This window comes from Ramlibacter sp., assembly GCF_050250995.1.
GTDB lineage: Bacteria > Pseudomonadota > Gammaproteobacteria > Burkholderiales > Burkholderiaceae_C > Ramlibacter.
The window spans coordinates 1-8,524 of the sequence record NZ_JBFWNP010000091.1 but is presented as its reverse complement, the minus strand read 5'-3'; the positions used below and the strand labels follow the sequence as shown (position 1 = coordinate 8,524).

At 66.0% G+C, this 8,524-nt stretch carries 11 protein-coding genes; all 11 read right to left on the bottom strand.

Annotated elements, in window-relative coordinates:
• Positions 1 to 139: 139 nt before the first annotated feature.
• The 11 genes from AB7E83_RS27840 to AB7E83_RS27790 all read right to left on the bottom strand — a co-directional run bounded on the left by AB7E83_RS27840 (position 140) and on the right by AB7E83_RS27790 (position 8,300).
• Positions 140 to 421: a DUF1799 domain-containing protein gene (locus tag AB7E83_RS27840; RefSeq protein WP_428574741.1), complete on the bottom strand. Its 282-nt coding sequence runs from the start codon at positions 419 to 421 to the stop codon at positions 140 to 142.
• Positions 422 to 504: 83 nt separating this feature from the next.
• Positions 505 to 969, bottom strand: a complete 465-nt coding sequence (locus AB7E83_RS27835; RefSeq protein ID WP_428574739.1) for a hypothetical protein — start codon at positions 967 to 969, stop codon at positions 505 to 507.
• Between the two features lie 28 nt (positions 970 to 997).
• Positions 998 to 1,927, bottom strand: coding sequence for a phage tail tube protein (locus AB7E83_RS27830; RefSeq protein WP_428574737.1), 930 nt, complete (start codon positions 1,925 to 1,927; stop codon positions 998 to 1,000).
• 32 nt (positions 1,928 to 1,959) lie between these two features.
• Positions 1,960 to 2,235: a hypothetical protein gene (locus AB7E83_RS27825; RefSeq protein ID WP_428574735.1), complete on the bottom strand. Its 276-nt coding sequence runs from the start codon at positions 2,233 to 2,235 to the stop codon at positions 1,960 to 1,962.
• The gene (locus tag AB7E83_RS27820) at positions 2,232 to 2,708 is read right to left on the bottom strand and encodes a hypothetical protein (protein WP_428574733.1); all 477 of its coding nucleotides are present in this window, start codon (positions 2,706 to 2,708) and stop codon (positions 2,232 to 2,234) included. Before AB7E83_RS27820 ends, AB7E83_RS27825 begins: the two co-directional genes overlap by 4 nt.
• On the bottom strand, positions 2,705 to 3,199 hold the full coding sequence (locus AB7E83_RS27815) for a hypothetical protein (RefSeq protein WP_428574731.1): 495 nt from the start codon (positions 3,197 to 3,199) through the stop codon (positions 2,705 to 2,707). The genes AB7E83_RS27820 and AB7E83_RS27815 overlap by 4 nt, the downstream gene beginning before the upstream one ends.
• A gap of 2 nt (positions 3,200 to 3,201) precedes the next feature.
• Positions 3,202 to 3,855, bottom strand: coding sequence for a hypothetical protein (locus AB7E83_RS27810; RefSeq protein ID WP_428574729.1), 654 nt, complete (start codon positions 3,853 to 3,855; stop codon positions 3,202 to 3,204).
• Positions 3,856 to 4,011: 156 nt separating this feature from the next.
• On the bottom strand, positions 4,012 to 6,432 hold the full coding sequence (locus AB7E83_RS27805) for a hypothetical protein (protein ID WP_428574727.1): 2,421 nt from the start codon (positions 6,430 to 6,432) through the stop codon (positions 4,012 to 4,014).
• A gap of 7 nt (positions 6,433 to 6,439) precedes the next feature.
• The gene (locus AB7E83_RS27800; protein WP_428574725.1) at positions 6,440 to 6,769 is read right to left on the bottom strand and encodes a hypothetical protein; all 330 of its coding nucleotides are present in this window, start codon (positions 6,767 to 6,769) and stop codon (positions 6,440 to 6,442) included.
• Between the two features lie 128 nt (positions 6,770 to 6,897).
• Positions 6,898 to 7,836, bottom strand: coding sequence for a hypothetical protein (locus AB7E83_RS27795; protein ID WP_428574723.1), 939 nt, complete (start codon positions 7,834 to 7,836; stop codon positions 6,898 to 6,900).
• Between the two features lie 5 nt (positions 7,837 to 7,841).
• Positions 7,842 to 8,300: a hypothetical protein gene (locus AB7E83_RS27790; RefSeq protein WP_428574721.1), complete on the bottom strand. Its 459-nt coding sequence runs from the start codon at positions 8,298 to 8,300 to the stop codon at positions 7,842 to 7,844.
• Between the last annotated feature and the right edge of the window lie 224 nt (positions 8,301 to 8,524).

Below are 8,524 nucleotides of genomic sequence, written 5' to 3'. Positions count from 1 at the left end.
GCGGTCTCGTCGAACTGCCGGCCGAGATCCTGCGTCGCCTTGGCGTTCGCGGTCATGTCCACGGCAAACGCTTTGCCGTCGGACGTGATCTTGAACGCTATGAGTCGCTCGGTCATGGGGTGCTCGGGTTACAGGCGGTTCAATCTCTGTTGCGAATGGGCTTGGCCTCGTCGACCAGGATCTCCAGTTGCCGGAACAGCTCGGGCGTCTTCGCGATTCCCAGCCATCCGGCGACCTCCGCGGCGCGGCCGTAGTCCAGTCCCTGGTGGTACTGCCTCGCGGCGTGCTTGCTCACCAGCCACTGCGTGATCCATTGGTCGTGACACGCCACGAAGAGACGGATCGCCTCGACGTGCTCCGGCCACACCTCTGCAAGCTCGGGCGGCTCTTGCTTCGCCGCCTCGACCGCCTCGTCCGGCACCAGTTGCGTGATGTCGATTCCGAGGCTGTCGCATTGCGCCTGCAGGTCCGGGTCTTCTCGGTCTTCTGCCGCGTCGCTCGTGCCTACCTGGTAGAGCGCGCGAGCGGCGGCGCGAAGTTTTTTTCCGGGGCCTTCAAGAAGTTGTCGAGGAAGCGGCGCACGATCGCCTCTCGCACCCCCAGCACCTTGTGCGCGCGCTCCAGGTTGTCGGGCGTGAAAGGCAACGGCGCATCGTCGTCGCCGAGCACGTCCGCCCAGTCGAGGAGGTAGTCGCGCACGATCTCCGCATCGGTGATCGGTGTCTCGGGCTGGATGTCGATGGCGACCGGCTCGACGTCACCGTCGGCGCCCGGTGTGGTCGGAGCTTGCGTCAGCTCGAGCAGCGCGCGGGCGGGCGCGAAGATGCGCTCTATCAGTCGGTCCTTCTCGTCCTGGGTGGGACGGCGGAACTTGCACTTGAACGTGAGCTTGATCGATTCGCCGAGGTCCCCGACAACCTCGTGATTCACGACCTGCCAGAAGTGCGGCTGCACTGCGATCTTGAACATGTCTCTGTCCTCGAAGGAACGCGCCGCGTCAGCGGATGATCCAGGAGTACTCGTCGCCGCCGGCAGTGCTCGGCACGTAGGCGTTCTGCAGCGTGAGCATCTGGACGCCGTCGAGATTGCTGTAGGTGGGCTTGGAAATCTCGCACCGGCCCGTCGAAGCGAACTCGACGATGTTGCCGGCCGTGACGCCATGCACCACGCTCATGTTCCCTTGCGTCGTGACCTTGGCCAGGCCGATCCAGTCCTTTGTGGCCACCGACACGTTCTCGAAGGTCACCGAGCCCACGGCCTGGCGGTCGACGATCGCACACGAGTCCACGCCGGTGAGGTCGCGCTTCACCAGCTGATTGCCGGCGTCCCAGGCGAACGAACTCGCCTTGACCGTGGTGCCATGCACGGTCACCACGGAATTCACCTTGTTGAAGGGAACGGGCTTGGTGAAGCTGTACGTCGTCGAGGGCAGCACGACGTCGGACACCGGCAGGAAGGGCGCCATGAAGTCGAACTCCCACATCGGGAAACCCTTCGCGTCCATCGTCGCCTTCACCAGACCCTGCGCGTCGACCATCTGGTGCAACACGCCGTCGACGTTGCCGTAGATGGTGAGGAACTCCAGGCTGTTGGAGATCGGCGCGTACGTCACGCTCACCCCGGCGCTCACCGTTGCGCTGTGGCCGCAGGCGCGCAGCAGCGGGTCGTACTTCGGCACGCTCCCCGCGGCGCCCGCGCCAGCGACTTCGACCTTGAAGCGGAGTCGGCCGTATGCCGTGGTCTGCACGTTGCCGTCGTGGCCGAAGTACGGCTTGATCAGACCGCGCTGGACGAGCTCGCCGTCGAGCGGCGTGAGTTCCACGTCCTTCAGCAGGATCGCGTTGGAGGCGCCGGTCGGGACCGGGTCCACTCCCTCGGACGCCTGGATCTTCGCCAGGATCGCCATCTTCTTCATCATCTTCGGCATGTCGTGCTCCTTCGGTCAGTCCTGGGGACGGGTCAGTCTTCGGTCTTCGGCGGCAGCGGCTTGCCGTTCTCGTCGCACGGCACGCGCTGGCCGTCGACGAGGACGTACAGACCGCCCTGCAGGTGGTGCTCGTCCCGCGGAATGGCGGGGTTCACGTCCGGCTCGCTGCGGGCCTTCTCGGGCTTCGCGGGCGGAGGAGTCTTCGCGGCCTTGCCGGCCGGCGCGGCGGCGGGCGCGGGTGCGCTCGTCGACGGCGCCAGAGCGCTGGCGGTGGAATCGGACTCGGCGTTGCGATTGCGTGCGTTCATAGGTAGCTCCAGGTTCTGAGTTGCAACACGGCGCTGTGGCACAGCACGCCGCTGAAAATGACGGGGCCGGCGTCGAGCACCTGCACACCGTCGGTGCCGTCGCCATCGAGCAGCGGGTTGGCCTCGCACACCCCGCCGAGCGTCGGGTCGGCGCGCACTGCGTCACGGAAGGCCTCCACCAGCTCGTCGAAGGTGTTCTCCGAGGCTTGCGCATCGTTCAATGCGAGGTAGCCGCGGCACTCCCAGGTGTGGACGTTCAGGGTCGTGCCGAGGGTGATCTGCTTCTCCTCAGTGGCCGCGCGCCGCCACCACCAGCCGCGCACTTGCTTCTGACCGTCGATCTCGACCACGTACTGCTCGCGGAACTTCGCCTCGTCGCGCGTGTAGCGCTCGTACTCATGGACGACGCCGATGTCAGGCACCGCGCGATGCAGCGTCGCGATTGCCGCGCGGATCTCGCCGAGCGTGCTCATGCCGCACCGCCCGCGAGATGTGCCGCGATGCGGTCTGCCGCGGCTTCGAAGAAGCGCTCGACCTGCCGCTCCTGCGCCTTCAGCGTGTTCTCGAAGATGCGGCGCGGCTTCGTTCCGCGCTGCTTGATCTTGCGGGCGATCAGGAAGGCGATGCTGCGCGCCTCCTCGGGTCGCTTGCCCATCACCGCGCGCACCCACGGAATGAGCGCCTCCACGGGCGGCATGTGTGGCCGCGTGCCGAGCTCCAGGAACAGCACCGACGGCTGCGTGCTGCCCGTGACGCCCAGGACGCCGGCGGGCGTGCTCATGACGTCGCTGGTGATGCTGCCGGCGGACAGGCCGGTCGCGCCGCGGGGCATCGCTTCCTTCACCTCGCGCTCGAGCAGCATCGTGGCCTCGGTCGTGGCCACGAGCAGCTGCTGCTCGGTGAAGGCCGGCGCCTGTGCGAAGCCGCGTTGCACCGTCGCCAGGGCGTTTGCACTGAAGGCCATCGTCACGCCGCTCCGGTCGTGAGCGAGTTGCGGCGGCGGCCGGCCCAGGCGCTCGCGCTGGCCGCGGCGTCGCCGGTGCCGGCGTTCTTGTCCGCGCGCGGGTCGGCCTTGCCGATGCCGGCGTAGTAGGCGGCCCGGTACTCCTTGGCGCGCGCCGCGAAGTTGCGCGAGCGGCTGTCGGTGCTGGCCCCGTCGGCGCCGACCGTGGCGTCCCGCTCGCCGCTGAATTGGGCGGCCAGCTGGGCGCACAACAGGCTGGCCGCGTAGCTCGCCACGGCTTCCCGGTGCGCCTGCGGTACGGTGTCGGCCGGCTCGTCGCCGCCCTGGAGAAAATGTTCGGCCGCAAAGGTCACCCGGACCGTCGCACCGGCGTCGAGCGCGTTCTCGACCACCAGCAGCCGCTCGCTCGGCGTCACATACACCTCGAGCGAGATCAGGGCTGCGGGCCGCTCGCCGATCGGGTACTCCGCCTGCTTCACATAGCTGCCATCGGTCCACGCGAGGGGCAGCGGACCGAGGTAGCCATCCTCTTCCCACGTGACGTCTTCGACCAGCTCGCGTTCGGCGTCCTGGCTGTAACGCAGGCGCGCCGCCTCGATCGCGACGTCGCGGTCGGTGGTCGCGACCGTCTCGGTGCCGCCGGGAGAGCGGACCATGCGGTCAACGAGAGTCTGGTAGTCGGCGAGGGACATGGGTTACAGGCTGCGGGCTTCTCGAAACATCCGGCGTCAGGTGCTTGGAGAAGCCCGGCCCCGAAGGGCCGGGCAGCGGCACCTTCGGGGTGCCAATCCGCTCCGCTGGGGTTTATGCGTTTAAGCGACCACCGCCTTGGTGGTGGCTTTGTAGCCGTCGACGAGATCGGCGCCGCCGTAGATGTGGCGGATCTTGTAGTCGATCTTGTCGTTGGTGAAGAGCGAGCCCTGCGTCGCCAGGTCTGCCACGAACAGCTCCGGGTCTTCCTTGCCGTCCAGGAAGCCGATCTCGATCACCGGCAGGATGTTCGGGTCGGCGACGGTGACCCAGTCGTTCGCATCGGTCCAGTACGGCACCGTGATGACTTCCGGGTTGATCGACTGCACGTACGTTTTGTCCAGGTTCTGGTTGCGCACGAACAGGTTGAACGCGGTCTCCTGGAGCTCGAACGGCACGAGCACCGTCTTCGGGTTCACGCCCATGCGCTTGGAGCTGCCGGCCCGCGTCTGCTTGACCATTGCCAGGCGGTGCGCCGCGAACTCGGTGGCGTCGAGCGCCGCCGTGCGCAGGTTGCCGTGCGAGGCGTGGTAGAGCGCGACGGTGTCGTACGCGGTCGGATTCGTGCGGAAGAAGTCGAATACGAACTCGAAGAGCGTGTTCGCGGCCGCGAGCGCCAGCTCCTGCGGGATCTGGCGGATCACGCGCACGTCGTCGTTCTTGATCGTCTCGAGCGTGACGCTCTCCTTGCCGCCGCGCTTGGTCACCGCGTAGGTGGTCTTGTCGTCGCCGGGCGAGCTGAGGGCCGTGTACGAGCCACTCTCGGCCACCGTCGGCAGGTTGCCGTAGCCGCCGATGCGGGCGCGCTCCTGCGTGCGGAAGTCGCTGACCGGCCCCCACACCGCCACCTTGCGCCAGGCCTGCAGGTCGGTCAGGCCGGTGAAGATGGCCTGCATGCGACGGGTGATCGTGTTGCCCAGGGCGTCGGCGAACGTGCTGCTGTCGATCGCCTCGCGGAAGTCGACCAGGCCGCCCAGGCTCTCGGCAAGGCGGGAGCGGTCCACGTCCTTCCACAGGCCGGTCACGCGGCGGTCGCCGGTGATCTCGATGTAGCACTCCTTGAACGACTGCACGTCGCGGTGGTTCGCGTGGGCGCGGTCGAAGAAGGCGTCGAGCATGTCCTTGACCTGGACGCTGCGGTCGCCGACCTGGATCGAGCCGGCGCCGAAGACCGGCACGCGGACGGCACCGGATTCGGTGAAGCGCGCGACGTATGCTCCTTCGTCCTGGATCGCCTTGTCGACGTCGGCCTCGACGAAGCGCTCGCGGCCGGCGAAGTCCGCCTGCAGGCGGTCCTTGGCGGGCTGGGGCAGCTTGCTCGCGGTGATCTTCGCGGCCGCCGCCTGGCGCGCCTGCAGCATCTGCAGGTCGGCACGGGTGACCGGCGCGTCGTCGCCGTGCGCCTCGCGCAGCGGGTCGGCCTGGCCGACGACGTTGACGCCCATCGCCTCGGCGAACTTCACGAGCTCGTCGTCGGTGATGGTCTCGGGGTTGATGGTCGCGTGCTTGGTGACATCCTTGGCCTTGATGGCCTCGAGCAGGCGTTGCTTCCACAGGGGCATGGTCTTCTCTCCTTCGGGGTCGGCAGCGGCTTCGGTCAAACGATCCAGGCCGCCGCCAGCGCCCGGTTCGACAATCAGGTCCACCGAGTTCACCTTCGTGAACTTGATGGCTTCGCGCAGCGACTTGCCGCCCTGCACGCGTTTCTTGGTGCGCCCGTTGGCGTCGATCGACAGGCCCATCAGCCCCTGCATGCCGCGCTGCACGGCGCTGGTCATCTTGGTGACGACGGGGTCGGCGGGGTCGAGCGGCTTGAACGTGCCCACGAGTCGGCCGGTGTCGGCCTGCTGGCCCTCGACGAACTTCACGCCGTAGATGCCGCCGATCAGGTTGCGCACGTCCTTGCCGCCGCCCTTGAGGTGCTCGACGTCGCCCTTGGCGAAGACGCGCACGCCCTCGAATAGGGCGACCGATTCCTTGAGCGCGGTGTCGGGGTAGTAGTTGCCGTTGCCGCTCGCGCCGGCCTTGATGAGGGTCACCTCGATCGAGCCGTCGGCCGCTTCGACGAAGGTCGCCTCGATGCCGGCTGCTGCCAGGCGCTCGCCGACGGCTTCCTTGAGCGAGGCGGCCGCCTTCGGCGCCGTCACCGGAACGAACTGGCCCACGACCTGGACGGGCGTTTCGAGCACCATCGTCTCGACGCCGTTCACGGGCTTGAGCGAGTAGCTGTACTGCCAGTGCTTGCCGTCGAGCTCGATGACGATGCGGTCGGCGTACATGGCTTCGATCGACACGTAGCGGCGCTCGCCGGGCAGCTTGCCCAGGTTCACGACCTGGTCGACGGCGCCGCGCGCCATGTCGATCAGCGATCGGAAGTCGCGCTCGGGCGCGGCCTGCGCCTCGCGCATGTGCGCGTCGACCTGCTCGCGGCCCACGACGCCGCCGGCCGCGGCGAGTGCTGCGATGAGAAGGGCGAGCTTCATAGGCCGATCAGTCCTCGGCCTTGTCGGAGAACTTCTTGCCGTCCTTCGTCACGACCACGACGTGCGTGCCGTAATCCTTGAAGGAAAGCACCTCGTCGGCCTTGACGTCGACGTCCTTGAAGACGTCCTCGAAGACGTCGTTGCCGTCCTTGTCCTGGCCGACCTTCTTGCGCTCGACGAAGACCGAGCGCTTCACGCGCTTGGCCGCGGCCGCGGCGGTCATTTCCTTGCCGGCCTGCTTGTCGGCCGGCTGCTTGTCGGCGTTGCCCGAGGCATCGCCCTGCGGCTTGGCGTCCTTCTTGTCGCCGCCTGCGGATTCGGTCTGTGCTGCACCCATCGTTCGCTCCTGGTTGAACCTCATCAACGAGAAGTGAACTGTGCGGGCCGGGCCGCAAATGAATAAGGCCGACGCGTGTCGGCCTTAGGGTTAGGTGAACCTTCCTTTTCAGGCTAGCACAGGTGCGGCTACCTCAGGCGGTGGGCGTGACTGCGAAGAACTCCTAAGCAGTCCGTGTCATCAAGAGCCATGCCCGCAGTCGTCTTGCCGAACCGCGACCTTATGACTGCCACTTCGCCCTTCGGCTGCTTGAGGCACGTGGCGAACACGCGGGGCGACTTGGCTGCGAACACCTGCCCGAGCCCGAGGCGCATGCAGTTCATTTCGTCAAATCCAAATCCCAGGAAGAAGACCTGATCGGCCGCGTTGAACATCTCCAAGCATCTGGGATCTTCGTCAGGCCGCTGATTCGGCATAACTCTGATGTTCTCGGCGAATTCGCGCAGAACCTGGGGTGGGGGCATCCCGTCGTTGTGAACATCTTCCTGGCCCTTCCGCGCGAGGCTTCCGTACACGTGGTGTATCGGAAATTCAGAGAGGAGTTGGGACGATTGCGCTGAGTCGGCTCCGAAGCCGTACGTCAATGAATTGAGGAGGAACCTCTCGAGCGATCGGTCGTAGTTGAACGTGATGAACGAGACCTTGTTCTCTCTCATGACGTCCGTCGCGTTGGCCGCTCCAGCCGTCATGCGCTCCCAGAGGTAGCTGTACCAGTCACTGGTTCCGGGCACATACTTCCCGTCGCTCTGGGCAGTTCGATATAGTCGCCATTCGCTGTTGCACTCAGAGATGGCCGCCGCGATCGCCGCTCGCCCCGTCGACGCGAAATCCTGCCGAAGTGCGAGAAATCGGTCGATCGACACGAAGCCGGAGCGTTCGAACGCATTCGTGAACTCTTTGATCTGGGCGGGCTGATTTCCTGCCTCTACGAGCTTCCGATACACGGTCCCGTCGGAGTCGCGAATCGACGCGCTGCAGAGGATCGCTCGGAGCTCCGCACCTGTCGGATACCCGAACGGCTTGCTCGCACCCGCGCCAAGGACGAACAGTGTGGGGCTTTTGATCACACCACTCATCCTCCTTTGTCATCAGGCTCGCTCCCACGTTCGAAAAGTCCCATGAGAATTTCGGTCACCCGCGCGAGCGCAGCGGCAGCGAACGTGGCGTTGTAGATCAGGAGTGCGGCCACGCCCGAACCGACGCGGTGTTCGTCGAGAGAGAAGAAGGACACGACGGCGACCACGGCTAGCAGCAAACAGCTGAAGATGGCGCTGCGCATGTATTCGAAGAGCAGCGCGCGGTACCCGCTGCGTCGCAGCTTCGATCCCGTGGAAGTTGAGGCGATCGGAAGAAGAATTGAGAGCGACGTGGCGAGGAAGCCGGCGGCGATCGAAGCTGCACCGATCAACGCGCCCAGGAGCTCCTTGGCGAACGTGATCGTGATTGCACCGTCGAACCACCACCACGCGGCGGTCACCGCGCAGGCAAGCAGCGAAGGCCCCCAGCGTTCAATCTGCAAGCTGGTGGGCATCGCGAATCTCAGAGCTTGTTGTTCCATAGTCTGTACGCCCTTTCCAGGAGCCTCCATCGCGACTGTATTGTGAATCGGCGGTTCACGACGTCAAGTTCGGTATCAGGGTAGCGCTGCTTGAGTCGGTGATGAATGAGGTCGAGCATGATGTCGCGCTCGCCATCGGGGTCCTCACCTTTGACTTTGAGGACGGTCACCGCCTGTCTTCTGACCAGTTTGCCGAC